The organism is Pseudosulfitobacter koreensis, assembly GCF_024733015.1.
Lineage (GTDB): Bacteria > Pseudomonadota > Alphaproteobacteria > Rhodobacterales > Rhodobacteraceae > Pseudosulfitobacter > Pseudosulfitobacter koreensis.
Genome location: NZ_JANKJG010000006.1, coordinates 151,035 through 177,108 on the forward strand (window position 1 = coordinate 151,035; position 26,074 = coordinate 177,108).

Annotated in this window: 24 protein-coding genes; 15 read left to right on the forward strand and 9 right to left on the reverse strand. The window is 64.1% G+C overall.

The window, feature by feature from the left end; all coding sequences use genetic code 11:
* Positions 1-2: 2 nt before the first annotated feature.
* Positions 3-995 carry a deoxyribose-phosphate aldolase gene (gene deoC / locus NTA49_RS10185; RefSeq protein WP_258294640.1) on the reverse strand — a complete coding sequence of 331 codons (993 nt, stop codon included), beginning with the start codon at positions 993-995 and terminating at the stop codon, positions 3-5.
* 222 nt (positions 996-1,217) lie between these two features.
* Here deoC and NTA49_RS10190 point away from each other — a divergent pair, with 222 nt between their 5' ends.
* The 4 genes from NTA49_RS10190 to NTA49_RS10205 are packed head-to-tail and all read left to right on the forward strand — an operon-like array spanning position 1,218 to position 5,133.
* On the forward strand, positions 1,218-2,204 hold the full coding sequence (locus NTA49_RS10190) for a metal ABC transporter solute-binding protein, Zn/Mn family (RefSeq protein ID WP_258294641.1): 987 nt from the start codon (positions 1,218-1,220) through the stop codon (positions 2,202-2,204).
* A gap of 3 nt (positions 2,205-2,207) precedes the next feature.
* Entirely contained in the window at positions 2,208-3,029 is an 822-nt protein-coding gene (locus NTA49_RS10195; protein WP_258294642.1) for a metal ABC transporter ATP-binding protein, read from the forward strand.
* Positions 3,026-4,231: a metal ABC transporter permease gene (locus NTA49_RS10200; protein ID WP_258294643.1), complete on the forward strand. Its 1,206-nt coding sequence runs from the start codon at positions 3,026-3,028 to the stop codon at positions 4,229-4,231. Before NTA49_RS10195 ends, NTA49_RS10200 begins: the two co-directional genes overlap by 4 nt.
* Positions 4,228-5,133 carry a metal ABC transporter permease gene (locus NTA49_RS10205; RefSeq protein ID WP_258294644.1) on the forward strand — a complete coding sequence of 302 codons (906 nt, stop codon included), beginning with the start codon at positions 4,228-4,230 and terminating at the stop codon, positions 5,131-5,133. The genes NTA49_RS10200 and NTA49_RS10205 overlap by 4 nt, the downstream gene beginning before the upstream one ends.
* A gap of 11 nt (positions 5,134-5,144) precedes the next feature.
* Here the strand turns inward: NTA49_RS10205 and uraH are convergent, their stop codons facing one another.
* Positions 5,145-5,504, reverse strand: a complete 360-nt coding sequence (gene uraH / locus NTA49_RS10210) for a hydroxyisourate hydrolase (RefSeq protein WP_258294645.1) — start codon at positions 5,502-5,504, stop codon at positions 5,145-5,147.
* Positions 5,505-5,651: 147 nt separating this feature from the next.
* Between uraH and NTA49_RS10215 the strand changes: the two genes are divergently transcribed.
* The 4 genes from NTA49_RS10215 (at position 5,652) to NTA49_RS10230 (ending at position 10,396) form a co-directional block, all read left to right on the forward strand.
* A complete protein-coding gene (locus tag NTA49_RS10215) occupies positions 5,652-7,001 on the forward strand; it encodes an aminotransferase class III-fold pyridoxal phosphate-dependent enzyme (RefSeq protein WP_258294646.1) in 1,350 nt (449 codons plus the stop codon).
* A gap of 76 nt (positions 7,002-7,077) precedes the next feature.
* On the forward strand, positions 7,078-8,928 hold the full coding sequence (mutL, locus tag NTA49_RS10220) for a DNA mismatch repair endonuclease MutL (RefSeq protein ID WP_258294647.1): 1,851 nt from the start codon (positions 7,078-7,080) through the stop codon (positions 8,926-8,928).
* Complete coding sequence (locus NTA49_RS10225; RefSeq protein ID WP_258294648.1) at positions 8,925-10,160, forward strand: DNA recombination protein RmuC; 1,236 nt, start codon at positions 8,925-8,927, stop codon at positions 10,158-10,160. Before mutL ends, NTA49_RS10225 begins: the two co-directional genes overlap by 4 nt.
* Before the next feature lie 68 nt (positions 10,161-10,228).
* Positions 10,229-10,396, forward strand: coding sequence for a hypothetical protein (locus NTA49_RS10230; protein WP_258294649.1), 168 nt, complete (start codon positions 10,229-10,231; stop codon positions 10,394-10,396).
* Between the two features lie 66 nt (positions 10,397-10,462).
* Here NTA49_RS10230 and NTA49_RS10235 read toward each other — a convergent pair whose 3' ends face one another.
* Both NTA49_RS10235 and NTA49_RS10240 read right to left on the reverse strand, forming a co-directional pair.
* Positions 10,463-11,122 (reverse strand): ChrR family anti-sigma-E factor, encoded by a 660-nt coding sequence (locus NTA49_RS10235; RefSeq protein ID WP_258294650.1) that lies wholly within the window; start codon positions 11,120-11,122, stop codon positions 10,463-10,465.
* Between the two features lie 5 nt (positions 11,123-11,127).
* Complete coding sequence (locus NTA49_RS10240) at positions 11,128-11,634, reverse strand: sigma-70 family RNA polymerase sigma factor (protein WP_258294698.1); 507 nt, start codon at positions 11,632-11,634, stop codon at positions 11,128-11,130.
* 266 nt (positions 11,635-11,900) lie between these two features.
* Here NTA49_RS10240 and NTA49_RS10245 point away from each other — a divergent pair, with 266 nt between their 5' ends.
* The 5 genes from NTA49_RS10245 to NTA49_RS10265 are packed head-to-tail and all read left to right on the forward strand — an operon-like array spanning position 11,901 to position 16,533.
* The gene (locus tag NTA49_RS10245) at positions 11,901-13,223 is read left to right on the forward strand and encodes an NAD(P)/FAD-dependent oxidoreductase (protein WP_408637137.1); all 1,323 of its coding nucleotides are present in this window, start codon (positions 11,901-11,903) and stop codon (positions 13,221-13,223) included.
* Entirely contained in the window at positions 13,220-13,981 is a 762-nt protein-coding gene (locus NTA49_RS10250; protein WP_258294652.1) for a DUF1365 domain-containing protein, read from the forward strand. Before NTA49_RS10245 ends, NTA49_RS10250 begins: the two co-directional genes overlap by 4 nt.
* A complete protein-coding gene (locus NTA49_RS10255; protein ID WP_261368249.1) occupies positions 13,978-15,222 on the forward strand; it encodes an MFS transporter in 1,245 nt (414 codons plus the stop codon). The genes NTA49_RS10250 and NTA49_RS10255 overlap by 4 nt, the downstream gene beginning before the upstream one ends.
* Positions 15,222-15,794 (forward strand): DUF3833 domain-containing protein, encoded by a 573-nt coding sequence (locus tag NTA49_RS10260; protein ID WP_258294654.1) that lies wholly within the window; start codon positions 15,222-15,224, stop codon positions 15,792-15,794. Before NTA49_RS10255 ends, NTA49_RS10260 begins: the two co-directional genes overlap by 1 nt.
* 10 nt (positions 15,795-15,804) lie before the next feature.
* Positions 15,805-16,533, forward strand: a complete 729-nt coding sequence (locus NTA49_RS10265) for an SDR family NAD(P)-dependent oxidoreductase (RefSeq protein WP_258294655.1) — start codon at positions 15,805-15,807, stop codon at positions 16,531-16,533.
* Positions 16,534-16,542: 9 nt separating this feature from the next.
* Here NTA49_RS10265 and NTA49_RS10270 read toward each other — a convergent pair whose 3' ends face one another.
* Genes NTA49_RS10270 through NTA49_RS10280 form a run of 3 tightly spaced genes read right to left on the reverse strand, consistent with a single transcriptional unit; the run spans position 16,543 to position 18,881 of the window.
* Complete coding sequence (locus NTA49_RS10270) at positions 16,543-17,592, reverse strand: saccharopine dehydrogenase (protein WP_258294656.1); 1,050 nt, start codon at positions 17,590-17,592, stop codon at positions 16,543-16,545.
* Positions 17,589-18,206 carry a glutathione S-transferase family protein gene (locus NTA49_RS10275; RefSeq protein WP_258294657.1) on the reverse strand — a complete coding sequence of 206 codons (618 nt, stop codon included), beginning with the start codon at positions 18,204-18,206 and terminating at the stop codon, positions 17,589-17,591. Before NTA49_RS10275 ends, NTA49_RS10270 begins: the two co-directional genes overlap by 4 nt.
* Positions 18,207-18,227: 21 nt before the next feature.
* Positions 18,228-18,881 carry a histidine phosphatase family protein gene (locus tag NTA49_RS10280; protein ID WP_258294658.1) on the reverse strand — a complete coding sequence of 218 codons (654 nt, stop codon included), beginning with the start codon at positions 18,879-18,881 and terminating at the stop codon, positions 18,228-18,230.
* Positions 18,882-19,142: 261 nt separating this feature from the next.
* Here NTA49_RS10280 and fdhF point away from each other — a divergent pair, with 261 nt between their 5' ends.
* Positions 19,143-21,911 carry a formate dehydrogenase subunit alpha gene (fdhF, locus tag NTA49_RS10285; protein ID WP_258294659.1) on the forward strand — a complete coding sequence of 923 codons (2,769 nt, stop codon included), beginning with the start codon at positions 19,143-19,145 and terminating at the stop codon, positions 21,909-21,911.
* A 21-nt stretch (positions 21,912-21,932) separates the two neighbouring features.
* On the opposite strand, the gene NTA49_RS10290 is transcribed toward fdhF, so the two are convergent.
* Positions 21,933-23,111, reverse strand: a complete 1,179-nt coding sequence (locus NTA49_RS10290; protein WP_258294660.1) for a hypothetical protein — start codon at positions 23,109-23,111, stop codon at positions 21,933-21,935.
* A complete protein-coding gene (locus NTA49_RS10295) occupies positions 23,101-24,804 on the reverse strand; it encodes an Hsp70 family protein (protein WP_258294661.1) in 1,704 nt (567 codons plus the stop codon). The genes NTA49_RS10290 and NTA49_RS10295 overlap by 11 nt, the downstream gene beginning before the upstream one ends.
* Positions 24,805-24,883: 79 nt before the next feature.
* On the opposite strand from NTA49_RS10295, the gene NTA49_RS10300 reads away from it, so the two are divergent.
* On the forward strand, positions 24,884-26,068 hold the full coding sequence (locus NTA49_RS10300; protein WP_258294662.1) for a hydantoinase/carbamoylase family amidase: 1,185 nt from the start codon (positions 24,884-24,886) through the stop codon (positions 26,066-26,068).
* Positions 26,069-26,074: the final 6 nt, after the last annotated feature.

Consider the following 26,074-nt stretch of genomic DNA (forward strand, 5'->3'; position numbering starts at 1 on the left):
TGTTATCCCATCGGATGGCGGTGAGCGGCAGAGTAGTTGCCGGTGACATGGTGTTCCAGCTGGCGTTCGATATCGCCCAGCAGCGACGACGCGCCGAAGCGGAACAAGTCGGGTTGCAGCCAGCGCGCGCCCAGCTCTTCCTTGATCAGGGCAAGGTAGGTGATCGCGTCCTTCGCCTTGGAAATGCCGCCGGCAGGTTTGTAGCCGACGTGAATGCCCGTCGCCTCGTGATAGTCGCGGATCGCGCGGATCATGGTCAGGCTGACGGGCAGGGTGGCGTTCACGCTTTCCTTGCCGGTCGACGTCTTGATGAAATCTGCGCCGGCCATCATGCACACCAGCGAGGCGCGCGCGACGTTGCGCAAGGTGCCCAGCTCGCCCGTGGCAAGGATCGCCTTGACGTGGGCATCGCCGCAGGCCGCGCGCATTTCGCGCATCTCGTCGTAGAGCGCCTGCCAGTTGCCCTCAAGCACGTGCCGACGCGAGATGACGATGTCGATCTCGGCGGCCCCGGCGGCGACGCTGCGGCGGATCTCCTCGATGCGCAGATCGAAAGGCGACAGGCCCGCTGGAAAGCCGGTCGAGACGGCGGCAACCGGAATGCCCGAACCGTCGAGGGCGGCGACGGCGGTTTCGACCATTTCGTGATAGACGCAGACCGCCCCTGTGGTGATGCCGGTCATGTCCAGGGAAGCCAGAACTTGCGCGTTGACCGGATGGCGTGCCTTGGCGCAGAGGCGGCGGACGCGGGCGGCGGTGTCGTCGCCGGACAGCGTGGTCAGGTCGATGCAGGTGACCGCCTTGAGCAGCCAGGCGGCCTGATGGTCTTTTTTCACCGAGCGGCGGGCGGGCAAGGTCGCCGCGCGCCGTTCGATGGCCGAAGTGTTGGCCTGTACCGAGCGGACCCAGTTCATGTCCAGATCCATGCCCGGATTGCGGGCCAGGGTCAGCTGCGGCAGGTGCGCGTCCTGCGATGTGGTGGCGGGTTGAAGCATGGGGTCACCTTCAAGGGAAACAAGGTCTGAAAACTGGCATGGGCGGGGCCCAAGTGCAAGGTGCGGCGCGGCGTCAGCCAGTGGGCAAACCGCAGGAGAGCGCCGGGGCGCGCATCGGGCTTTGCCGACCACTTTGGCTGAAAAACAGGCACAATGGGCCGCTTATTGCGAGCCATTCGCAAAAGCCTTGACTTGTTGCGAATGATTCTCATATTGAAGGGTATGAAACACAAAACACGCAGCTTTGCCCTGTCCCGCCGCGCCGCATTGGGTGGTCTTGCCGCCCTGACCGCCAGCGCGCTTGCCCTTCCCGCATTTGCCGCCGAACCACTGAACGTGGTGGCCACCACCGGGATGATCGCCGACGTCGCCCGCCAGATCGGGGGCGATGCCGTCACCGTCAAGGCGCTGATGGGGCCGGGGGTCGATCCTCACTCTTACCGCCAGACCCGCAGCGATATCGTGTCGATGACCCGCGCCGACGTGGTCCTGTGGCACGGGTTGTACCTGGAAGCGCAGATGGAGGAGTTCTTTTTCAATCTGGCGCACCAGCGGCCCGTCTTTGCCGTCGCCGAGGCGCTGCCCAAGGATGTCTTGCTGAGCAATGCGGATTACGAAGACCGCTTTGACCCGCACGTCTGGATGGCGCCCGAACTGTTCATCGGCGTGGTCATCGAAGTGGGTCGCGTGCTGGGCGAGGCGCGCCCCGAGATGGCAGAAGCCTTCGCCGCGAATGCGCTGGCCTATGCGGATCGCCTGCGGGCGCTGGATTCCTATGCCCGCGAGACGCTGGAACAAGTGCCGCAGGAGCAGCGTGTGCTGCTGACCGCACATGACGCCTTCAGCTATTTCGGACGGGCTTACGGCTTCGAAGTGATGGGCATTCAGGGCATCTCGACCGAAAGCGAGGCGGGGTTGAACCGGATCAGCGCGCTGGTCGACACCATCGTGACGCGCGGGCTGGGGGCGGTGTTCGTCGAAACCTCGGTCTCGGACCGGAACATGCGCGCGCTGGTCGAAGGGGCCGAGGCGCGTGGCCACCAGGTGCGCATCGGTGGCGAACTTTTCAGCGACGCGATGGGGCAGGACGGAACCTATGAGGGAACCTATATCGGCATGATAGACCACAACGTGACCACCATCGCCCGCGCCTTGGGCGTCGAGGTTCCGGCGGGCGGCATGTCGGGGCAATTGAACCAGGGAAGCTGAGCCATGAACCTCAAACTTGCACGCGACAACGGTGCCGCAACCGACGCCGAACGGCGACTGGCAAGCCCGCTGGCGGTGCGCGGGCTGACGGTATCCTATGGGCAAAAGCCTGCCGTTTTCTCGGTGGACATGACGGTGCGGGCCGGGCACATGACAGCGATCATCGGGCCGAACGGGGCGGGCAAATCGACCTTGCTCAAGGCCGCGCTGGGTATTCTGAAACCGCTTGCGGGCACGGTCACCGTGCTGGGCCAGCCGGTTGCCTGGCGGCGCGATCACATCGCCTATGTGCCGCAGCGCGCCAGTGTCGATTGGGATTTTCCGACCCGCGTGATCGACGTGGTGCTGATGGGCATGTACGGGCAGCTGGGTCTGCTGGGCCGCGTCCGCCCCAGGCACCGCGCGCAGGCGATGGACTGTCTGGAACGTGTCGGCATGGCCGATTTCGCCACCCGCCAGATCGGGCAGTTGTCCGGTGGCCAGCAGCAGCGTGTCTTTCTGGCGCGGGCGCTGGCGCAGGGCGCTGATCTTTACCTTCTGGACGAACCCTTTGCCGGGGTCGATGCCGCGACCGAGCAAGCGATCATCACCGTGCTCAAAGGGTTGCGGGATGCAGGCAAGACTGTGGTGGCCGTGCATCATGACCTGAGTACAGTGCGCGATTATTTCGACGATGTGTTCCTGATCAACACCCAGGCCGTGGCCGAAGGGCCGGTCGAGACGACGTTCACCCAGGAGAACCTGCAGACCGCTTACGGTGGACGGCTGGCGGGCGCGCAGATGGATGCGCTGGCCGAAACGCTGTCTGGGACATCCGCCCGATGATCTGGGAGGCGCTTACCCTCGGGCTGGGCTACAACGCCACGCTGGTGACCTTGGGCGCGGCTATTCTGGGCATCGCCGCTGGGGTAGGCGGGTCATTCCTGTTCCTGCGCAAACGTGCGCTGGTCAGCGACGCGATCAGCCATGCGACCCTGCCCGGTGTCGGGCTGGCCTTTGTGGTGATGGTGGCGCTGGGCGGTGACGGGCGCAATCTGGTCGGCCTGCTGGCGGGTGGAGCCGTCTCGGCGGCCATCGGGCTGCTGTGCGTGAACTGGCTGACCACCCGCACGCGGCTGGCCGAGGATGCGGCGATCGGCGCTGTCCTGTCGGTGTTCTTCGGCTTTGGCGTCGTGGTGCTGACCTATATCCAGACCATGAGCAGCGGACGGCAGGCAGGGCTTGAAGGGTTCCTGCTGGGCTCGACCGCCGGGATGCTGCAAAGCGATGCGCTGGTGCTGGCGCTGGCGGCGGCGCTGACGCTGGCGCTGGTGCTGATCCTGCGGCGTCCGCTGACGCTGGTGGCCTTCGATCCCGATTTTGCCCGCGCGACGGGACGCGACGTGAACCGCATTGACCTTGCGATGATGGGCATCGTCATGGCTGTGACCGTCGTGGGGCTGAAGATCGTGGGGCTGATCCTGATCGTGGCGCTGCTGATCATCCCGCCGGTCACCGCGCGGTTCTGGACCGAACGGGTTGACCGTGTCCTGCTGGGCGCGGGCATCGTTGGCGGGCTGTCGGGCTATATCGGTGCCGCGATCTCGGCGGCGGTGCCGGATGTGCCGACGGGGCCGATCATCGTGCTGGTCGGCGCTGCGCTGTTCCTGATCTCGATGATGTGCGCGCCGGGGCGTGGTGTCCTGTCGTCGGTGCTGCAGCACCGCCAGTATCAGCGCCGGGTGCATCTACGGCAGGGCTTGCTGGCGCTGGCGCAGGGCCAGCCGATTTACGAGCGTCTGACAAGGCGTCTGATGGAGCAGCGCGGACTGATACGCGGCGACGGTGTGGCGACCGAAGAGGGGCGCGCCCACGCGGCGCGCGCGTTGCTGGACGAGGCGCGTTGGCATGTGGTGCGCAACGATCAGGCCTATGCCGCTGCCGCACAACGCTATGATGGGCTGACCGAAATGCAAAAGGTGCTGACCCCTGACCAGATCCGGGACATCGACGCGCGCCTGCCCGCGCCGCAGGTGATGATGCCATGAGCGGTTCCGAATTTGTCCCGCTGTCCCTGGTACCGATGCTGATCGGTGTCTGCGTCGCCGTGGCCTGTGCGCTGCCGGGGAACTTCCTGCTGCTGCGGCGGCAGGCCTTGATCGGCGATGCGATCAGCCACGTGGTTCTGCCGGGGATCGTGGTGGCGTTTCTGCTGACCGGGATCGTGGCCAGCCTGCCCATGCTGCTGGGGGCTGCGGGTGCCGCACTGGTGGCCGTCGCGGCAATCGAGGCGATCCGGCGGCTGGGCAAGATCGAGCCGGGCGCGGCGATGGGTGTCGTCTTTACCACCATGTTCGCGGGCGGTGTGCTGCTGCTGGAAATGTCGGACACATCTGCCGTGCATCTGGACGTGGAACACGCGCTGTACGGCAATCTGGAAAGCCTGATCTGGCTGGACGCGACGGGCTGGTCGTCGCTTTGGGACCCGCAGGCGCTGGCCTATTTGCCGGTCGAACTGCCACGGATGGCGGGCGCGCTGGGTCTGGTCGCGCTGTTCATCGCGGTGTTCTGGCGGCCCCTGAAAATCTCGACCTTCGACGAGGGGTTTGCCCGCACCATGGGTATGCAAACCGGGCCCCTGGGTCTGGCGCTGGTGGTCGTCGCGGCGATTGCGGCGGTGGCGGCGTTTGACGCGGTGGGCAGTATAATCGTGATCGCGATGTTCATCTGTCCGCCTGCCGCCGCGCGGCTGATGACCAACCGGCTGGAGACGCAGGTGGCCTGGTCGGTGGTCTTTGCGACCGTCGCTGCGGTGGCGGGTTACGTGCTGGCAGGCTACGGCCCGCTTTGGCTGGGCGCTGCGGATTCGGTCAGCGCCGCAGGGATGATCGCCACGGTGTCGGGCGTGCTGGTTGCAGGTGCTGCCCTGATGGGGCCGGCGCGCCGTTAACTGGCGCGGTGTCAGCTGCCGCGATAGGTCGAATAGCCGAAGGGCGACAGCAACAGTGGCACGTGGTAATGCGCGTCGACGTCCGAGATGCCGAACCGGATCGGGATACGGTTGAGGAAACGGGGGTGCTCAGCGGGCACGCCAATGCTGTCGAAATAGTCGCCCGCTTCGAATTCCAATTCGTACTGGCCCTCGCGGAAGCCTTCGGCGGGCAGGATGTGGCTGTCGGTGCGGCCATCGGCATTGGTGACCATATGCGACACCTTGACCTTGGCTGTTGCCTCGAAGCGATAGAGCGTGATGGACAGACCGGCGGCGGGTTTGCCGGTGCTGGTGTCCAGAACATGCGTTGTCAGATATCCCGATGCCATTGCGTCTTCTCCTGTCTTTTGCACAGATTGACCACAGCGGCGTCCGAAGCGCAAAAGGATTTCGCCCCCCGTTCGGGCGACAGTCGGCTTGCCCCCTGTGGCGTTTCGTGGCTGACTTGGCGCGAACACGAACCGGAGGGCCACGCCATGAAAGACGACAATTTCCTGCGCGCCAACAATGCGCGCCACATGTTTCATCCGATGGGCCACCCCGGCGACGCGCTGGCCCATGCGCCGACGATCATCACCAAGGCAGAAAATTCGTCGATCACCGACATTGACGGGCACCAGACGGTGGATGCCGTGGGCGGGCTCTGGTGCGTGAATCTCGGCTATTCCAACAACGTGGTGAAAGAGGCGATTGCCAAGCAGCTTTACGATCTGCCCTATTATTCGGCCTTTGCGGGCACGTCGAACCCGGCGGCTATCGAAGCCAGCTATGCCGTGCGCGAATTCTTTGAGGACGACGGCATCGGCCGCGTCTTCTTCACTTCGGGCGGGTCTGACAGCGTGGAAACCTGCCTGCGGCTGGCGCGGCAATACCACCGCATCAAGGGGGAGCCGGGGCGGACCAAGTTCCTGAGCCTGAAAAAAGGCTATCACGGCACCCATTTTGGGGGTGCGTCGGTCAACGGCAATAACCGCTTCCGGGTCAATTACGAGCCGCTGATGCCGGGCTGTTTCCACCTTCCTGCGCCCTATACCTATCGCAACCCCTACGGCGAGACCGATCCGGTGTTTCTGGCGCAGAACATCGCCGCCGCGATGGAGGACGAGATATTGTTTCAGGGCGCGGGCAGCATCGCGGCCTTCATCATGGAGCCGATCCAGGGCGCAGGTGGTGTGATCGTGCCCGACGCCAGCTTCATGAGCCTGATGCGCGAAATCTGCGACCGACATGGCATCCTGCTGATCGCGGATGAGGTGATCACCGGGTTCGGGCGCACCGGCGATTGGTCGGGCAGCCGCCATTGGGGCGTCAAACCGGACATGATGTGCACGGCCAAGGGCATCACTTCGGGTTATTTTCCCGTCGGCGCAGCGCTGCTGAGCGAAGAGGTGGCACAGGTGTTCGAAACGGCGGACGAGACCGGTGCCATCTACCACGGCTATACCTATTCGGCCCATCCGGTGGGGGCTGCAGCCGTCACCGCCTGCCTGTCGGAAACGCTGCGGCTGGACACAAGGACCAATGCGGCGGCGCGGGGCACCCAACTGTACGAGGGGATGCTGAAACTGGCCGAGAAATACGATTTCATCGGTGACGTGCGCGGCGGTCACGGGCTGATGACCGGGGTGGAGCTGGTCAGCGAGACGATCAACAAGACACCGATGGACATGGAGACGATGAAACGCGTCCACAAAACCGCCTATGACAACGGCGCGATGGTGCGTCTGGGGGGCAACAATATCCTGATGTCACCGCCGTTGATCATCACCGAGGCCGAGGTCGATCAGGTGATTTCCGCGCTGGACAAGGGCTTTGCCGAGGCCTGAAGCGCTGGGAATGGCCCGTGGATAACTCGGGCTTCGCGCTTTTAGAATCGGCGCGTGGCGTGCTAGATATGGCGTCATGGCCATACCAGACAACAATATCAGCGATCTGCGCCCCGTGATCCGACAGTTGGACGAGGGCGCGATCAACCGCATTGCCGCGGGCGAGGTGGTCGAGCGCCCCGCCTCTGCGGTCAAGGAGTTGGTCGAGAACGCGCTGGACGCGGGCGCGCGGCGTGTGACCATCGACATCGCCGACGGTGGCAAGACGCTGATCCGCGTCACCGATGACGGGTGCGGGATCGCGGGCCACGATCTGGCGCTGGCGCTGAGCCGCCATGCCACGTCCAAGATCGACGGTTCGGACCTTTTGAACATCCACACCTTCGGCTTTCGCGGCGAGGCCTTGCCCAGCCTGGGCGCCGTGGGACGGCTGAGCATTTCAAGCCGGGTGCCCGGTGCCGATGCGTATCAGATCAAGGTCGAGGGGGGCGCGATGGGCACTGTCCGCCCCGTGGCGCTGAATGCGGGCACGGTCGTCACGTTGGGCGATCTGTTCTATGCCACACCCGCGCGGCTGAAGTTCATGCGCACCGACCGTGCCGAGGCGCAGGCGATCACCGACATCATCAAGCGGCTGGCGATGGCAGAACCTTTCGTGCGATTCGAGTTGCGCGATATCTCCAACGACAGCCCGCGCACGGTGTTCGTCGCCGAGGCGCAGTCGGGCGATATGTTCGACGCGCTGCACGGGCGGCTGGCGACGGTTCTGGGCCGTGAATTTGCCGACAATGCACTGGCGATTGATGCCGAGCGGGACGGGCTGCACCTGACGGGCTATGCAGCGTTGCCGACATATTCACGCGGGTCTGCCGTGGCGCAGTACCTCTTCGTCAACGGGCGTCCCGTGCGTGACAAGCTGTTGGTGGGCGCGCTGCGTGGGGCCTATTTCGATTTCCTGAGCCGTGACAGGCATCCGGCGGCGGCGTTGTTTCTGGACTGCGATCCGACGCTGGTCGATGTGAACGTGCATCCCGCGAAATCCGAGGTGCGGTTTCGTGATCCGGCTTTGGCGCGTGGGCTGATCGTGTCGGCGCTGCGTCATGCGCTGGCGGGGGCGGGGCACCGTGCGTCATCGACCGTGGCGGGCGGCGTGATCGAGGCGATGCAGCCCGAGCGGACCGGTGCGGATGTCAGCGTACCGCGTGTCTACCAGATGGACCGGCCCAGCCTGGGTCTGCGGGCGTCGCCCTATCAAACGCCGCAGCACGGCGGCTTTGCCGAGATGGCGCGCGATTACAGCGGGCAGGTGGCAGCACCTGCGCCCGTGCAGGACGGCGATCCGCACGATTTGCCGCTGGGCACCGCGCGCGGGCAGGTGCACGAGAATTACATCATCGCGCAGACCGCCAGCGGCATGGTCATCGTCGATCAGCACGCCGCACACGAGCGTCTGGTCTACGAAAAGCTGAAACGCCAGATGGCCGACAACGGCGTGGCGGCGCAGGCATTGCTGATCCCCGAGATCGTCGAGCTGAGCGAGGGCGATTGCGCGCGTCTGCTGGAACTGGCGGATGATCTGGCGCGGCTGGGCCTGGGGATCGAGGCCTTTGGCGGCGGGGCCATCGCCGTGCGCGAAACGCCCGCGATCCTGGGCGAGGTCAATGCCGAGGCGATGATCAAGGATATTCTGGACGAGCTGGACGACATGGGCAGCAGCCAGACCGTACAGGCGCGGATCGAGGCTATTCTCAGTCGCGTTGCCTGTCACGGGTCGATCCGGTCGGGGCGCTGGATGCGCGCCGAAGAGATGAACGCGCTCTTGCGCGAGATGGAGGCGACACCGCATTCGGGACAGTGCAACCACGGGCGGCCCACCTACGTCGAGTTGAAGCTGGCCGATATCGAACGGCTTTTCGGGCGCACATGATCGAGATCGCGGGACAATCCTATGCGCTGAGCGATCCGCTGGTGCTGGCCGCTGCGGGGGCCGGGCTGATGCTGTTGCTGATCGTATTCCTGCTGATCGCGACGGTGCGTGCGGCGGGGCGCTCTGCGCGGATGGCGATACCGCTGTCGCAGCAGATGCAGATGCTGGGGCAGAACGTACACCAGCTGGGCATGGGGCAGGCGCAATTGCAGGGCGGGCTGCAGACGGTCAGCGACACGCAGGCCCATGCACAGGCGCAGATGATCCAGACCGTCGAGGCGCGTCTGGCACATGTCCAGCAACAGATGCAGGACCGTCTGGCCGACAACGCCGCGCGCAGCCAGCGCGCCATGACCGAGATGCAGGAACGCATGCGCGAGACCTTGCACGGCTCGTCCAAGCAGACCACGACCAGCCTGACGCAATTGCAGGAACGGCTGGCGTCCATCGACAAGGCGCAGGACAATATCACCAAGCTGTCGGGGGACGTGCTGTCACTGCAGGACATCCTGTCCAACAAGCAGACGCGCGGGGCGTTCGGGGAAATCCAGCTGACCGATATCGTCAGCAAGGCGCTGCCGCGCGACAGCTACCAGATGCAGGCGACGCTTTCGAACGGACGGCGGGCCGATTGCCTGATCCATCTGCCCAACCCGCCCGGCCCCATCGTGATCGACAGCAAATTCCCGCTGGAAGCCTACGAGGCGCTGCGCAAGGCCAAGTCGGATTGGGATCTGAACGAGGCCGCCAAGGCGATGCGTGTCGCGGTCAAGAAACACATCAATGATATTTCGACCAAGTATATCCTTGAGGGCGAAACCGCAGACGGGGCGCTGATGTTCCTGCCGTCCGAGGCGGTCTATGCCGAGTTGCACGCGAATTTCCCCGAACTGGTGCGTGCGGGGTTCGATGCGCGGGTCTGGATCGTGTCCCCGACCACCTGCATGGCCACGCTGAACACCATGCGCGCGATTCTGAAGGATGCGCGGATGCGCGAACAGGCGGGCGCGATCCGCACGACGCTGCGCCAATTGCACCGCGACGTCGAGATCGTGGTGGAGCGCGTGGACAAGCTGAACCTGCATTTCGGTCAGGCGCGCAAGGATCTGGACGGGATCAGCACCGCCGCTGAGCGTGCGGGAAAACGGGCGGCGCGGCTGGACAACTTCGACTTCGAGGAAATCGACGAGGTGCCCAGCAAAGTCGTGCCGCTGGCCACGCCCGAGACATAACGCAGGCTTGTGAAGCGCCTGCATTTGCGGCATAGGCAGCCATCCCCCAGCCACGAAAGGCGACCCCCGTGGATTACAAGAAATCAGGCAATGCCAAAGTCGGTAAAAACGCGCCCCGTCACAGCGAACACAACGCCAAAGGGTCGGACAAGAACCCTTTCGGCAAGGGTTCGGACAAGGCCGCATTGTTGGCCCGCATGAAGGCCGCAGCCGAATCGAAGAAAAGCCATGACTGAACGGTCCAAAGCAGCAGGTCGCGTCCCATGCTCAAGACGGACGCGACCGAAGACCCAGACCACCCGTCAGATACGGATGAACCGCTGGACAATCCGCGGCAACAGCCCCTTGAACTGCAGGGGCGCGTCGGAAACCGCGAGACAGATGCAATCTTCGTGAATGTCGGCGATGGGTGTGTGGTTCACCGCCGTATCCGCTGTTTCCACATCGCCGCGCGCGAAATAACCGTCTTCGTCCTGGAACGCGCCCTGCAAGACCATCGTCATCTCGACGCCGTTGTGGCCGTGGTCGGGCATCGCGGCCCCTGCCGGAATGTGCAGCAGCCGCGCCGTGGCTTGCGACGACGTGGGCAGGATCGCCTGACGCACGCCCATGCCGATATGGCGCCATTTTACGCCGGTCAGATCGTCGCCGATGTAATCGCTGAGCGGTGCGGGCACAGTGCTGCCCGTGCGTTTGGCCGGTGCGCGCTTGGCTGTGACAGCCGCATTCTCGATCCGCTCCATCACGGCGGCCAGGCTGCCGGTGTCCAGCGTCGCCAGCGTTTCGTCGCCAGTGTCCAGCATCGCGCCGCCGATGCTGTCGTAGCTGGCCAGTTGCGCGCGGCACTCGTCACACATTGAAACATGGGTCGCCACCAGGATATTGAACGCCTCGGGCAGGGTGCCTGCCGAGTATCCCATCAGCAACTGGTCCGTGATGTGGTGTTTGATGTTGTTTGTCATTGCTCTTACTTCATTGTGTGACGCAAACGATCCAGCGCCAGACGTATCCTGGATTTGATCGTGCCCAAGGGCAGACCGGTCTGTGCTGCAATTTCGCTGTGGGTCAGATCCCCGAAATATGCCTTTTCGATCAGTGCGCGCTGTTGCGCGGGCAAATCCGCGATGGCGCGCACCAATGTTTCACTTTCCTGCTGCAGGGCGATCACATCCGCCTGCGCCGGTTCTTCTGCGGGTCCCCAAGTCAGGTCTTCCGGCTCGGGGCGGCGCTGCTTGCGCAGCGCGTCGATCTTTCGGTTCCGGGCAATCGTGAAAATCCACGTCGCCACCGACGCACGCGAGGCGTCGAACATGTGCGCCTTGTTCCAGACGGTCACCATGACCTCCTGCGCGCATTCCTCGGCCAGGGACGCATCCGCCCCCGATTTCATCAAGAACCCCTTCACGCGCGGCGCGAAATGGGCATAAAGCTCGGCGAACGCGGCGCGGTCCTTTTCCTTGTGGATACGCACCATCTGTTCCACCCAGAGGGCGCGTTTTTCAACCTTTTCACGCGTCGTCACTATTTTACGTCCTGTCGCAGGGCCAAACCCCTTGTTCTTGTTACTTCGGCCGACCCGAAGGGCAGGCGTTGCGGTGTCGAGACCTGCGAACATATCCAAGTTACGCGGCGCGTCACCAGTTGGATCAATAAATTTATTTTGACAGCATTTACATCCGAAACCGGATCTCGTCCGTAATCAAGACACAAGAACAATGGCTGCCAAGGAAGCAAGACTACATGCCTTTTGAAGAACCCGGTGCCCCTCGCACCCAAGGCCAGAATATGGGCCACAAAAAAATCGCAGTCATCGGAGCAGGTATTTCGGGGATGGGTGCGGCGCACATGCTGCAGGGTCAGCATGCCGTGACGCTGTTCGAGGCCGAACCGCGACTGGGCGGCCACGCGCGGACCCGGATGGCGGGGCGCAATGCCGACACGCCGGTCGACACCGGATTCATCGTGTTCAACTATGCAAACTATCCGCATCTGGCCAAGCTCTTCGCAGAGCTGGAGGTGCCGGTGGTGCCGTCGAACATGAGCTTTGGCGCATCCATCGGCGGCGGGCGTCTGGAATATGGTCTGGCCAGCCTTGGCGCGCTGTTCGCGCAGCGGCGCAATGCGGTTGACCCGCGGTTCCTGGGCATGGTGCGCGATGTCCTGCGGTTCAACAAGCGCGCCCTGCGGCTGGCGCAGGCGGATCAGGACATGACTGTTGGCGGGTTTCTTGACCTGCTGGGAACAGGCAAATGGTTCCGCGACTATTACCTGTTGCCCCTGTCCGGCGCGATCTGGTCGACGCCCACGGAAAAGATCATGGATTTTCCGGCGCACGCGATGATCCAGTTTTTTGAAAACCACGCGCTGCTGAACTATTCGGGTCAGCATCAGTGGTACACGGTCGAGGGCGGCAGCCGTCAGTACGTCAGCCGACTGGAGGCTGCCTTGACCCGCAATGGTGTCGATATTCGCCTGAACGCGCCGGTGCAATCGGTGCGGCGCACCGGGTTTGGTGCCGAGGTCAAGGCGCGGGGCGGTGCGTGGGAGGCCTTCGACGAGGTGGTCTTTGCCACCCATTCCGACGACACGCTTTGGATGCTGGCGGACCCGTCCGCGCAGGAACAATCGGTTCTTGGTGCCATTAAATATCAGCCCAACGACATCGTGCTGCATTCCGACGAAAGCGTGATGCCGCGCAGGCGTCAGACATGGTCGTCCTGGGTCTATACCGAAGCAGCCGATGCCAGTTCCGAACGGATCGACCTGACCTATTGGATGAACTCGCTGCAACCCTGGCTGAAGAACGAGCAGTTCTTTGTCACGCTCAACACCCGCCGCGACATCCGCCCCGATCTGATCTGGGATCAGGCCACGCTGCGCCATCCGGTCTATGATCTGGCGGCACTGGCGGCGCAAAAGCAGGCGGCGCAGATGAACGGCACCAATCACACTTGGCTGTGCGGCGCGTGGATGAAGAACGGCTTTCACGAAGACGGGCTGTCTTCGGCCTTTGACGTGGCGCAGGACCTGTTGACGCCCCAGGGGATGTTGGCGGCGGAATGACGGCGGGCATTGATCATATCGCGGCGCAGACCTTTCACGGGCGCAAGGGGGCGGTCGAAAACGCGTTTCGCTATTCGATAGACTACGTTCTGCTGGATGCCGAGGCCGAAGTGACGGGTCCTTCCCTCTTTACCCGAAACGGGCGCGGGATCGCCGCACTGGACGATGCGGACCACGGCGGCGCGCCAAAGGACGGGCGCGGGGCTGCGTGGGTGCGCGATGTGCTGCGCGACTGGCAGGTGCCGAATGTGGCCCGGATTGAACTGCTGGCCCAGCCCAAGATGCTGGGACATGTGTTCAACCCGGTCAGCTTCTGGCTCTGCCGTCGCGAGGACGGCGCGCTGGTGGCCGTGATCGCCGAGGTGTCGAACACCTTTGGCGACCGCCACAGCTATCTGGTGCACCATCCCGATCACCGGCCCATAGCACCCAGCGACCGGATGCGGGCGACCAAGATCTTTCACGTCTCGCCGTTTCAGCCCATCGAAGGCGGCTATGAATTCCGGTTCGACATCTCGCAGGATCGTATCGGCATCTGGATCGACTACAGCCGGGGCCATGGCGGGCTGATCGCCACGCTGACGGGCCAGCGTGTGCCGCTGAGCAACGCGGGCATATTGCGCGCGCTGCTGCGCCGTCCGTTCGGATCGCGCCGGGTGCAGGCGCTGATCCTGTGGCAAGCGCTTAAGCTGCGGCTGAAGGGCGCGACGTTCCGGTCACGCCCCGCGCCGCCCGCCGAAGACGTGTCGCGGGGATGACCCGCAGCGCTCCGCATTTGCCCGCTTTCGCAGTCTTTGCAGCCCTTCTGGCCGCGGCAGGTCTGCCAATCTACATTCACGCGCCAAAGTTCTATGTGGATGAATACGGCGTGTCGCTGGGCGCATTGGGCGCGGTGCTGTTTGGGCTGCGTTTGCTGGACGTGGTCCAGGACCCGCTGTTCGGGCGTCTGGGCGACCGTCTGCGCGACCGGCGCGGGCTGGCCGTCGGCGTGGCGGCGTCGGTGATGGCGCTGGCGATGGTGGGGCTGTTCGCAGTGCCGCCGTTGGTGTCGCCGCTGGTCTGGTTCGCGGTGATGCTGACGCTGGTGTTCTCGGGGTTCAGCTTTCTGACCATCGTGTTCTATGCCCAAGGGGTGCTGAGCGCGGCTAAACTGCCGGGGCAGGGCCATCTGCGGCTGGCCCGCTGGCGTGAAACGGGTGCGCTGCTGGGCGTCTGCGTGGCGGCGATTGCGCCTGTGGTGCTGGGCCTTTGGATGCAGATGCCCTTTGCGGGCTTTGCCGCAGGGTTCGCGGTGCTGGCGCTGGCGGCTGTGGTGCTGATGCGGGGCGAATGGTCGGGGGCGGGACTGCCTGCCTCGACCGGGCTGCGCGCGGTGCTGCGTGACGGGCTGGCGCTGCGGTTGCTGCTGATCGCGATGCTGAACGCCGCACCTGTCGCGGTTACGACCACGCTGTTTTTGTTTTTCGTCGATGCGCGGCTGGATGCGGGCGGGCTTGAGGGGCCGCTGCTTTTGGCCTTCTTCCTGTCTGCGGCCTGCGCCGCGCCGGTCTGGGGCGTGCTGGCGGAACGTCATGGGCCCAAGCCCGTGTTGCTGGCCGCGATGGCCCTGTCGATTGCAGCGCTGGGCGGTGCCGTGTTTCTGGGCGCGGGCGACTGGGCGTGGTTCGCGGTGATCTGTCTGGCGTCGGGGGCCGCACTTGGCGCGGACCTGACGCTGCTGCCTGCGATATTTGCCGCGCGCATGGCGCAGATCTCTCCGGGTGCGACCGACGGGTTCGGGCTGTGGTCTTTCGTGTCGAAATTCACATTGGCCTTTGCCGCCGTCACCCTGCTGCCCGCCTTGGAGGCCGCAGGCTTCGACAGCAAGGGGGAAAGCCCTGCCGCCGCGCTGACGTTGCTCGCGGTGCTTTATGCGCTGGTGCCTTGCGGGCTGAAACTGCTGGCGATGGCCCTGTTGGCCGCCACCCCGATTGCCACCCGCATTGAAGGAGCGACATGATGACAGCCGCACTGATTGCCGCGATTCTTATTCTGGCGCTGGTCTGGGCACGCAACCGCTGGACGCGTTTTGCCGCGCAACGGCCTGCGGATTACGGCGGGCAAGACGGCCCCGCCTTTGACCTGCGCACCCATCTGGATGGCCCGATGATCTGCGAGGGCGTGATCTATGGCCCGCTTGGCCGTGTGACCAGCCGGTTTCACGGGCAGTTCACGTGCACATGGGATGGCGACACCGGCGTGATGAAGGAGCTTTTCACCTATGCCGACGGCAGCACGCAAGCGCGCGCCTGGGCCCTGAAGTGTCACGCCGAGGGCCGTGTGACCGCCACCGCCGAGGATGTGGTCGGAACCGCCGAGGGCGCGACCAGCGGCCCCGCGTTCCAGTTGCGTTACCGCATCAAGCTGGCGGAGGATGCGGGCGGGCATGTTTTGAGCGCCATCGACTGGATGTATCTGACGCCGAATGGCACGATCACCAACCGCTCGCAATTCTACAAATTCGGGATCTGCGTGGCGGAACTGGTGGCGACCATAAGGCCCGCCGACGGTGCGGGAAAATTCAAGGAATAGGAGACGGAACATGGATTGGCAGGGCAAGCGGTATTGGCTGGTAGGGGCAAGCGACGGTCTGGGGGCGGCATTGGCCCGCAAACTCAGCGCGCGCGGCGTCGAACTGGTCTTGTCCGCCCGGTCCGAGGACAAGTTGCAGGCGCTGGCCGATGATCTGCCCGGCAAGGCGACGGTGCAACCTGTGGACATCGCCGACATGGACAGTGTCAGGGCGGCGGCCAAGGCGGTGGGGCAGGTCGACGGGCTGGTGCTGCTGGCGGGCGTCTACTGGCCCTTCGGCGCCAAGGAATGGGATGCCGATCAGGCCGTCGCGATGGCTGATATCAACTTTACCGGTTTCATGCGGGTGCTGGGGCAGGTGGTGCCGGATTTCGTCGCGCGCGATGCGGGGCACATCGTGATCACGTCCAGCCTGACGGGGTTTCGCGGGCTGCCGGGATCAATCGGCTACACCGCCAGCAAGGCCGCGACCATGTCGCTGGCGGAATGCATGCACGCCGACCTGCGCAAGACCGGCGTGCTGGTTCAGGTCTGCAATCCGGGCTTCATCAGGACGCAGCTGACCGACAAGAACGACTTCAAGATGCCGATGATCATGGAGCCGGATATTGCCGCGCGCCATATGGTCGAGCACATGGAAACCGACCATTTCAAGACCAGCTTCCCCTGGCTGTTCTCGCTGGTGTTCCGCGGCGCGAACTTCCTGCCCGATTGGATTTATTACCGTATCTTCAGCTGAGCCTACGCGTCACAGTTCGGCCATGTGGTCGTCGAACGTCGCCCTGGCACGGCCCCAGACGCCGCTGTCCAGATCGCCCAGCGTCAACAGGCTGGGCAGCAACTGGCCTGCGTAATCCTGCGAGCTTTCCAGCGGCAGCATCGACGGCAGGTTGTCGATGGCAGTGACGTCCAGCGGCGGCGCATCATGCACGCGCAGCGCGGGCGCGTCCCATGTGGTGGTGCGGTCATAGACCTTGACCGGGGAAAAGTCGCTGTCGGGATCGCAGGCGATATCGCCGATCACCCGCAAGGCGCGGTCGTCTGTCTTGGCTGATGCGGGCACGAAGACCGGCGTGCCGGGGCGGGCAAGGATGCAGTTGAAGAACAGCGCGTGTTGCAACACCTGCGGGAACGGCCCACCGGAGCGGGTCTCGTCGATGTCCCATTTGGTGACCGCGACGCCCATCGCTTCGCAGAGGTCCGCAGCGCCGGTGCCGACACGGCCAAGGGCTCCGATCACCAGCGCGTCGGGGCGTTTTGAATCGCCCAGCTCGGATTGCAGATCGTCGCGCAACGCTTGCGCCGAGGGGTAGGTGCCCACGGGGCCGCACAGCGCGTCGCGCTGCTGCGCCGCCCAGCATTTCAGGGCGACGGCGGCACCCGCATAGCCTGCCCAATAGCCGAAAGCGGCGACGCGGCGGCCTTCGGGTGTGACCAGATATTCCAGATCATAGAGCGTCCCGCCGCCTGCCTTGAACCGTTGCAACAGGCGCAGACCTGCGGGCTGTCCCTTGAAGGCGTGGCCGAACATGATGTGGCGGTGCGGCAGCGGCGTGCCGTCCTCGGGCAGTTCCTTTAGCCCGAAGATGATCGCATCCTTCGGGGCATCGGGCCATGAATAGGCGTCGGCAATCTTGGCCCCTGCCTCGGCAAAGCTTTCGACGGGCATGCAGCGCGTCGGGCTGTCCTCGACGGTCACGCGGATGCCTGCCTTGGTCAGTTCGCGGACCCCGTCGGGCGTCAGACCCACACGTTCTTCGTTGTCGCGTTGCTCGGCGCGGACCCACAGATGCGTCATGGCAACATCCCGTTGGCGCGCACCGCCTTGACCGAGGCGCGGGCCTCCATCGCTGCCAGAAACGCCGAAATGCGCGGATAATCGGCGGGATCGACCCCGTCGCCCTTCAGCCAGTTGCAGGTGATGAACAGATACGGATCGGCCAGGCTGAGGCTGTCTCCCATCACATAGGGCCCTTGCAGCGCGTGATCTTCGATATAACGCGCCGATGCGGCCATCGTCTGCGGCACCTTCGCGGTCATGTCGTCATAGCTGGATTGCTGGTCGGCCCAGCGGCTGCCACGCATCTTGTGGGCGTGGTTCACGTGCATGGTCGAGGCGAGATAGTACATGACGCTGCGCATGCGGGCGGCTTCCAGCGGGGTGGCGGGCACCAGACCAGCCTGCGGTGCGGTGGCCGCGACATAGTCCAGCAGCGCGCCGGTTTCGGTCAGGAATTGCCCCTGCACCTCAAGCGCGGGCACGCGGCCCTTGGGGTTCTTGTCCAGATAGGGCTGCTTGGTCTGTTCAGCCTCGGCAAAGTCGACCTTGACGGCGGTGTAATCCAGCCCGGCTTCTTCCAGCGCGATGGCGACCGCAATCGAGATGGTGCCCGGTGTGTAGTAAAGCTGCATTGGATGGCCTTTCTGCGAGACTCAAACGTGGGTTTGCGCGTGGTGACGGTCGGGGTGTTCCAGGTGCGGGACCGCATTGAACAGGACCGGCGACCACGTGCCGCCGACCGGAAAAAGCCGGTGCTGCGAGGTGTTCATGATCGCCAGCGCCAGGTTGGCCATCGCGCTGATGTCCAACCCCATGTGCTGGCGCATCGCCATCGAGATCAGACCGCCCGAGGTGATCACCAGCGCGGGGCCGTCGCCTGCTGCAATCTCGGTCAGGGCGGCGCTGACGCGCGTTTCGAATTGCTGAAACGTCTCGGGTACATTCAGGATTTCGCCGTTCTGCCAGGCGGCGAACACCTTTGGCAGATGTGCGGTGAACTCGACCTGCTCGGTCGGGATCGGAATGCCCTGTTCGTCGCGCAATGCGGCGGCGAGGGTGAAATACTCCAGCTCGTTCAGCCGTCCGTCGCGGGTGGGAATCAGCCCGGTGTCCATCGCGTCGGCGGTTTCGATATGGCGGCGCAATGTGCCGGTATAGAGCCGCACATGATGCTGCTTTGTCGCGCGCATGTGTTCGCCCAGCCAGGCGGATTGCTGGAAGCCCAGAGGCGAGAGGCGATCGTAGGATGCCTCGTCGGTGGCACCGGAATTGGCCTGACCGTGACGGATGAGAGTGATGTGGGACATGGGCAGCCTTTCGCGCTTTGTCGCCGTTGTAGGCGAGGGGCGCAGGCGTGGAAAGTGCAGTGCGCAGCGGAGGAGCGGATTTTTCGCGGTGCAAGCTGATGCCCCCGACCCGATGATTGCCGAAGGTGCTTGCCTGCTGTGACGACCTGCATTCCATCGGCAAGCGGCTATGGCGCAAATTCGGGATCGGGCGTCGGGAATGGGGTCCCGCAGGGCACGGCATCTTGATAGAAGGAAGCATCGTTTTGGGAGGCAAGAGTGATGTCGGACGTCGTTAAGTTTGTGCTGGACGGACAAGAGGTCGAGGCCGCAGCCGGTCTGACCATCTGGGAAGTGGCCAATGGCCGCGGTCTGGTCATCCCGCATCTGTGCCACAAGCCGGCCCCCGGATACCGCCCCGACGGCAACTGCCGCGCCTGCATGGTCGAGATCGAGGGCGAGCGGGTGCTGGCCGCCTCGTGCATCCGCGAACCCAGCGAGGGCATGGTCGTCACCACCAACTCCGCCCGCGCCCAGACCGCGCGCAGGATGGTGGTCGAGATGTTGGTGACCGACCAGCCGCCGCAGAACACAGCCCACGACAAATCCGCCCATATGTGGGATATGGCAGCGCTCAGCGGCGTCACGCACAGCCGCTTTCCCAAGCTGGAAGAGGGCCGCATTCCGCTGCTCGACGACAGCCATGTCGCGATGCGCGTGAACCTTGATGCCTGCATTCAATGCGGGCTGTGCGTGCGCGCCTGCCGCGAAGTGCAGGTGAACGACGTGATCGGCATGGCGGGGCGCGGGCATGATGCCTATCCCGTCTTCGACATGGCCGACCCGATGGGCGACAGCACCTGCGTGGCCTGCGGCGAATGCGTGCAGGCCTGCCCGACGGGTGCTTTGATGCCTGCGACTGTGGTGGACGCCGACCAGGTGGGCGACAGCGCCGATTTCGACAGCGAGGTGGAAAGCATCTGCCCGTTCTGCGGCGTCGGCTGCCAGATCAGCCTGAAGGTCAAGGACGGCAAGGTAAAATACGTCGACGGCATCAACGGCCCCGCGAACGAAGGACGGCTTTGCGTCAAGGGACGGTTCGGCTTTGACTATATCCACCACGAACACCGTCTGACCAAACCGCTGATCCGCCGCGAGGATGCACCCGCCAAGGGGCTGAACGTGGACCCCGCCAACTGGCAGGCCCATTTCCGCGAGGCGTCCTGGGACGAGGCGCTGGATTTTGCCGCAGGCGGCATGAAGGGCCGGGGCCGCGAGGTCGCAGGCTTCGGCAGTGCGAAATGCACCAACGAAGAGGCCTATCTGTTCCAGAAGATGATCCGCCAGGGCTTTGGCCACAACAACGTCGATCACTGCACACGGCTGTGCCATGCGTCATCGGTGGCCGCATTGATGGAAAACGTCGGATCAGCGGCGGTGACGGCCACGTTCAACGAAATCGAAAACGCCGATGTGGCCATCGTGATCGGGGCCAACCCGATTGAAAACCATCCTGTCGCCGCGACCTATTTCAAGCAGTTCACCAAGCGCGGCGGCAAGCTGATCGTGATGGACCCGCGCGGGCAGGCGCTGAAACGGTTTTCCAGCCACATGCTGCAATTCCGCCCCGGTGCGGACGTATCGATGCTGAACGCGATCATGCACACCATCGTCGAGGAAAAGCTTTACGATCAGCAGTATATCGAAGCCTACACCGAGAATTGGGAGGCCGAGAAGGCGCATCTGAAGGATTTCAGCCCCGAAAAGATGGCCCCGATGTGCGGTATCGACGCCGAAGTGCTGCGCGATGTGGCCCGCACCTTTGCAGGCGCCAAGTCGGCGATGATCTTCTGGGGCATGGGCGTGTCGCAGCACATTCACGGCACGGATAACAGCCGTTGCCTGATTTCGCTGGCGCTGATGACCGGGCAGGTGGGCCGCCCCGGCACCGGCCTGCATCCGCTGCGCGGGCAGAACAACGTGCAGGGCGCATCCGATGCGGGGCTGATCCCGATGTTCCTGCCGGACTATCAGGACGTGACCGACGAGGGCGTGCGCCGTGCCTTTACCGAAGTCTGGGGCACCGAGGATTTCTCTGCCCAGAAGGGCCTGACCGTGACCGAAATCATGGACGCGGTTCATGCGGGCGACATCAAGGCGATGTATGTGCTGGGTGAAAACCCCGCCATGTCCGATCCTGATGTGGAACACGCCCGCGATGCGCTGGCCAAGCTGGACCACCTGGTGGTGCAGGACATCTTCATCACCGAAACCGCGAACTATGCAGACGTGATCCTGCCCGCCTCTGCCTTTGCCGAGAAGTCCGGCACGGTGACCAACACCAACCGCCAGGTGCAGATGGGCCGCGCGGCGGTGGCCCCTCCGGGCGAGGCGCGCGAGGATTGGTGGATCGAGGTGGAACTGGCCAAACGGCTGGGACTTGGCTGGACCTATCAGGGGCCTGCGGAGGTCTTTGCCGAGATGAAGCTGAATATGCCGTCGTTCAATAACATCACCTGGGACCGGCTCGAGGCGCAGAATGCGGTGACCTATCCGTCGCTGTCGCCGACCGATCCCGGCCAGGCGATTGTCTTTGGCGACGGTTTCCCGCGCAAGGACGGGCGCGCGAAATTCACCCCGGCGGCGGTGATTGCGCCCGATGATGTGCCTGACGCCGAGTATCCGATGATCCTGACCACCGGCCGCCAGCTTGAGCATTGGCACACAGGGTCGATGACCCGCCGCGCCACAGTTCTGGACGGGCTGGAACCCGAGGCGAACTGTTCGCTGCATCCGTCGACCCTGCGCAAGCTGGGCGTGGCGGCGGGCGGACACGTGCGCCTGACCACCAAACGGGGCAGCATCACGGTGATGGCGCGCGAAGACCGCGCGGTGGCCCCCGACATGGTGTTCCTGCCCTTTGCCTATGTCGAGGCGGCTGCGAATATCCTGACCAATCCGGCGGTTGACCCTTTCGGCAAGATCCCCGAGTTTAAGTTCTCGGCGGTCCGGGTAGAGGCTGCGCAGGATGACACGGTGGCCGCTGAGTAGGCGGCTGCGGTACAGGTGGGATCAGGCGTATTTGTCGATCAGGTAAAGCCCGACCAAAACGACAGCGGTTAATACGAAAGCTCCCAGCCTGCGGAATTCCGGGCTGGTGGCCAGCTTGGCCGTTGTTGCGGGAAAGGCCCAGTGCGCCAGCCGTATCGCGGGGCGGTTCAGTCTGAGGAGGTCGGCCAGTTTGACGATGATCGCCACACTCAGAATGGTCAGCACTCGGACAGCGATGAAAATAAGAGCGAGCGCGACAAAGACAGCAAAGTCGGCATAAGCGCCCTCCGTTTCCTGACCTGAAATGGTCAGCAGGTACAGCACAACGAAGATACCGACTTTGTGCCAGAGGTATGTTTCCTTGTTTCGCGAAGTCTGTCTGGTTGCGGCCTTTTCGTCCTGCGGCAGAGATTGCGCGTGGCCGTACATCAGCAGTTGATAATCGGGCCGCCATCCCAGCCGTTTGCTGGCGCCGACACCGTCCGTTGCCCATTGAAAATGGGTTTCGACCACGCGGGCCATGCCGGTGGGATAGCCGGTTTCGGGATCGCTCAGTCGGGATTGAAGGGAGTCGTAAAGTTGCTCTTCGAGCCTGCGGCGCAGGGTCAGGTCATGGGCCATGTTCAGTGACAACAGGGCATCCAGCGCCTTTGTGTCCCAGTACATGGGACGCAGCGCATCGTTGAACTTTGTCTGGAATATCGAAAGTGCCGCGTCCAAGTCCTTTTGGGCGAGCGCGTCTAGCTGACCGATGCCCAGCCCCCAGGGCCGCGCGGTCGTGGGGTTCAATGTGGCCTTGGGCGGGTCAGGCAGTTGTGCGAACTGCTCTTCGGCAATGGGGCTGTGGCCGGTGTCATCGGTCTGCGGTTTGGTCCGGCACGCTTCCTGATCCGGTGTGGTTTCCTGCGGCGGCGGGTGGCCCGTGTCTGTGGGGCGCACCGGTTCGCGCAGCGTAACAGATGCGGCGTCGTCCTGGCCGGTGCGCCCTTCCATGATATCGGCCATGCTGGGTCGGTTGGGTGCTGCGTCGTCTTCCAGCGCCTGACGTTTGGCGGCGTCGAAAGCATCGCGCAGTGCGCCGAACGCGGCGGGATCGTTGCGGTCGATCTGTTTCAACCGTACGGCATAGGCGCGTTTGACCTCGCGTTCGGTCGTGGGTTTTGCAAGGCCCAGTTCGGACCACGGCCACCTAGGAGACATAATAGTCGTCTATGCGGTCCAGCGTTTCGCCCATATCGCCCCGCATCCGCGCGATTTCGGCAGGGTCCTGCCCTTCCAGCGCGGCTTCGAATGCCATCAGTATGTCTTGCAGCATGTGCCGGTCATCGCCTGCGGCCATTTCGTACAGTCGGCGGATGCGAGCCATGAAGGTCACATTGGCCTCGTCTTCGCGCGGATGCATCTTGAAGGCCTGCATCTGCTTCAGCTTTTTGGCAATGTCTGCCTCGGTCAGGTTCGAGACGTTGTCGCTGATGACGATGCCCGCCTGCTTGCCGGTGCTGATCGACGTCGCCTCGACCTCGATCAGGCCCGACGGGTCATAGGTCACGCGTACGAACATGCTTTCCTGACCGGCCTTGCCCTTGGGCACATTGATGTCGAACCGGCCCAAGTGCACATTGTCGCTGACCTTGGGGGCTTCGCCCTGATAGATGTCGATGCGCAGATTGGTCTGGTTGTCGCTCATCGTGGAAAAGATCTGTTGGCGCGATGCGGGCAGGGGCGTGTTGCGTTCGATGATCGGCTGGAAAAAACCGTGGATGCTGGTGCCGTTCTTCAGTCTGGTCGCGGTCTCGATACCCACGGAAAATGGCGAGACATCTGTCATCACGACGTCATCCAAAGCGCGGTCATGTGCCACCAGCGCGGCCTGTACCGCCGCCCCCAGTGCAACGGCATGATCCGGGTCGATGGTCATTTCGGGCAGCCGCCGGAACTGCCGCGCGACCATCTGGCGGATCATCGGCATACGGGTCGCACCGCCGACCAGTATGACGCGGTCCAGCCCGTCGGTATCAAGGCCGGTGTCATAGAAACAGCGCTCGATCGGGCGGTGCAGACGTTTGATCAGCGCCGCGCAAGCGGTTTCAAAGTCGGTGCGGGTCAGGGTCAGACCGTGGTGCGTGCTGTCGATCTTTATCCTGGCTTCGTACTCATCCTTGCCGCTCAGGTGGCGCTTGGCCACGTCGGCCTGAAGCCGTAGCTGTTGCTGTATGTCAGCGCCCAGCTTGGCCCAGGGCGTGCCGATCTTGTCCGCCATGGTCTTGGCCAGTGCTTCGGAAAAATCCTCGCCGCCCAGAAAGGCGTCGCCGGACGAGGCCTTGACCTCCATCACGCCATCGAAATGTTCCAGCACCGTCACATCGAAGGTGCCGCCGCCCAGATCGAACACGAGAAACTGGCTTTCGCCCTCGCGGTCCTGCAATCCATAGGCCAGCGCCGCCGCCGTGGGTTCGTTGACCAACCGCACCGCGTTCAGGTCGGCCATCGCGCAGGCGGCCATCGTGGCCTGACGCTGGCCCTGGTTGAAATACGCGGGCACCGATACGACCACATCGCGGATGGTCTGACCAAGGGCCGCTTCGGCATCGTCTTTCAGCTTGCGCAGCACCAGGGACGACAGTTCCTCGGCGCGCAGGGACTTGGGCCCCAGGGCAAAGGTGGTTTCGGTGCCCATCGCGCGTTTGAACGCAGCGGCGGTTTGTTTGGGGTGCGTGGTCTGACGGTCGCGCGCGGCCTCGCCCACCAGCACGGCACCATCGTCGAACGACACGACCGAAGGCGTCAATCTGTGCCCGAGCGCATTGGCCAGAAGACGTGGCGCGCCCTCTTCAAATACGGCAATCAGCGAGTTCGTGGTGCCGAGATCAATGCCAATGATGGGCTGGGTCATGGACTTTTTACCTTGTGGCGGGGCATGTTGCGTTCGTTATTTCTTGAGGCAGTGCGGCGGTCAACCGCGAGGGGCGATTATGCAGGTGGACGGACAGAGATTTCTGAGGGATTTGCACAAGCTGCGCAGCTTTGGCGCGCAGGGCATTGGCGTGGTGCGGCCCGCCTATTCGGAGCCGGACGTGGCGGCGCGGGCTTGGCTGGCCGAACAGATGCGCGATGCGGGCCTGCGGGTCGAGATGGACGCGATGGGCAATCTGTTCGGACTGGCCGACGGGCCTTCGCTGCTGCTGGGATCGCACAGCGACAGCCAGCCGACAGGCGGATGGCTGGACGGCGCGCTGGGCGTGATCGCAGCGCTCGAGATCGCGCGGGCAGCGGGCGGCGGCGTCTCGGTGGTCTCGTTCCAGGATGAAGAGGGCCGCTTTGGCGTGACCACGGGCAGTGCTGTCTGGTCGGGCAGCCTGACGCTGGAGACGGCGGACGGGCTGCAAGACCACGCGGGCGTGTCGCTGACCGAAGCGCGGCAGGCGGTGGCGGACATGGTCACCGGCGAGGTGGATCCGGCGCAGTTCACCGGGTTCATCGAGATGCACATCGAGCAGGGGCCCTACCTCGAGGCGAATGGCGAGCAGATCGGTGTGGTCAGCCACATCGTCGGTATCCGCGATATGGCGATCACCCTGATCGGGCAGCAGAACCACGCGGGCACCACGCCGATGCACCTGCGGCAGGATGCTTTCCAGGCGCTGAGCGCGTTCAATACGGGCCTCAATGACCGGCTGCGCAATGTGGTGACGCCCGATACGGTCTGGACCATCGGCCACGTGTCGCTGTCGCCCAATGCTTCGTCGATCGTGCCCGGACGCGTCCGGTTTTCGATGCAGTGGCGCGACGGCGACGCGGACCGGCTGGGGCGGATGGAGACGATCATCCGCGACCTGGCGGGCGAGATCGCGCAGGAGCGCAAGATGAAGCTGGAGTTCGGCCAGATGCTGGGGCTGGAGCCGGTGCAGATGGACGCGGGCCTGCGCGGGGCACTGGAGGCTGCGGCGCTAGCAGAGGCCGCGGGCAAGTGGCGCAAGATGCCCTCGGGGGCGCTGCACGATGCCACCAATGTCTCGAAGCTGATGCCTGTGGCGATGCTGTTCGTGCCGTCCATCGGCGGGATCAGCCACGCGTTCGAGGAAGACACCGCCGAGGATGATCTGGTTGCGGGCCTGCGCGTGATGGCGCGGGCCGTCGATCTGGTGCTGGCGGGGTAAGGGGCG